The 953-nt window shown below is 43.1% G+C and carries 1 protein-coding gene, 2 tRNA genes and 1 rRNA gene; 3 read left to right on the top strand and 1 reads right to left on the bottom strand.

Going from position 1 to position 953, the window contains the following annotated elements:
• Positions 1-10 precede the first annotated feature (10 nt).
• Both AC1DSK_RS17350 and AC1DSK_RS17355 read left to right on the top strand, forming a co-directional pair.
• Positions 11-101 (top strand) — tRNA-Ser (locus tag AC1DSK_RS17350).
• 7 nt (positions 102-108) lie between these two features.
• A tRNA-Glu gene (locus AC1DSK_RS17355) sits at positions 109-180 on the top strand.
• Positions 181-314: 134 nt separating this feature from the next.
• Here the strand turns inward: AC1DSK_RS17355 and AC1DSK_RS17360 are convergent.
• Positions 315-650 carry a UbiA prenyltransferase family protein gene (locus AC1DSK_RS17360; RefSeq protein WP_477548814.1) on the bottom strand — a complete coding sequence of 112 codons (336 nt, stop codon included), beginning with the start codon at positions 648-650 and terminating at the stop codon, positions 315-317.
• A gap of 116 nt (positions 651-766) precedes the next feature.
• Here AC1DSK_RS17360 and rrf point away from each other — a divergent pair.
• A 5S ribosomal RNA gene (gene rrf / locus AC1DSK_RS17365) occupies positions 767-882 on the top strand.
• The last annotated feature ends 71 nt before the right edge of the window (positions 883-953 follow it).

The raw sequence follows: 953 nt of genomic DNA on the forward strand, positions 1-953 counted from the left end.
AATTATTTCTGGGGAAGTACTCAAGTGGCTGAAGAGGCGCCCCTGCTAAGGGTGTAGGTCGGGCAACCGGCGCGAGGGTTCAAATCCCTCCTTCTCCGCCAGATGTAAGGCCCCTTGGTCAAGCGGTTAAGACACCGCCCTTTCACGGCGGTAACACGGGTTCGAATCCCGTAGGGGTCATTTAAAAAGATGCGCTATCTTCGGGATAGCGTGTTTTTTTATGGAGAAATGTCGAATTGTAGCGAAACGTGACAGACGAAATTCATACAAGTATTTTTATAAACAAACAACCGCAATTGCGGTTGTTTTTCATTCTATATTAAGTAGCCGATCAATAAACCTATGCCGAGTAAGAATCCGAATAGTGTATTTGTTAATGCTGTATCTTTCATAGCCGGCATTACTTCCAGTGGGTGTTCTTTTGTTTTGAAAACTTGGATGGAATGCACTGGTTTCTTTACGCTTAAGATCACAAGTAGTGCCCAAGGCGTAACAAGGTTTAGAACAACTAATATTAAAATCCAAATGTATGAAATTACGAACAGGGCTAACAAGACATTAACTGCTCGTTTGCGACCGATTAAGATGGCCATCGTTTTTCGACCACTTTCTTTATCACCTACTAAATCCCGAGTATTAATGGTTTTCAATGACCCGTTTATCCAGTTTTGAGCGAACAAAAATGTTTTTTTAAAAAAATAAAAAACACTTGTAAATCTCGTCAGACTTGTTATAATAAATCTTGTCTTAAAAAAAGAATACCCAGTCCAGTGATAATGGCAAAGAGGTCACACCCGTTCCCATACCGAACACGGAAGTTAAGCTCTTTAGCGCCGATGGTAGTTGGGGGTTTCCCCCTGTGAGAGTAGGACGTCGCTGGGCGATTTATTTCGGAGGATTAGCTCAGCTGGGAGAGCATCTGCCTTACAAGCAGAGGGTCGGCGGTTCGAGCC

This window comes from Paenisporosarcina sp. P4_B8 (assembly GCF_056402175.1).